This is a genomic window from Vogesella mureinivorans (genome assembly GCF_007644035.1).
Taxonomy (GTDB): Bacteria; Pseudomonadota; Gammaproteobacteria; order Burkholderiales; family Chromobacteriaceae; genus Vogesella; species Vogesella mureinivorans.
Genome location: NZ_VMTV02000541.1, coordinates 1 through 286, shown reverse-complemented (window position 1 = coordinate 286; position 286 = coordinate 1). Strand labels below are relative to the sequence as shown.

The following is a 286-nucleotide window of genomic DNA, read 5'->3' as shown; positions in this document are numbered from 1 at the left end:
TGCTAAATATTGCTTTAGAAGGAATGTTACTAACAGGAGCATTTTCTGGCGCAGCCGGAGCCTTTTTTACAGGTAATGTTTGGTTAGGCATACTGTTAGCAATAATAATCGGAGGAATTGTCGGATTGCTCCATGCTTATCTGTGTGTTACCCTCCGAGTAGATCAGTTAGTGTCTGGACTCGCCATCAATCTAACCGCCGCTGGATTGACTTCATTTTGGGCGCGGGTTTTATTTAATAGTGGGCAGACGCAACAACTACCAGGTATTCAAACGATTGCCATTCC

1 protein-coding gene is annotated in these 286 nt (G+C 44.1%); it reads left to right on the top strand.

All coding sequences use genetic code 11. The features are described from left to right. On the top strand, nt 1–286 hold a 286-nt coding region (locus FLQ44_RS14450), incomplete at both ends, for an ABC transporter permease subunit (protein WP_439144934.1).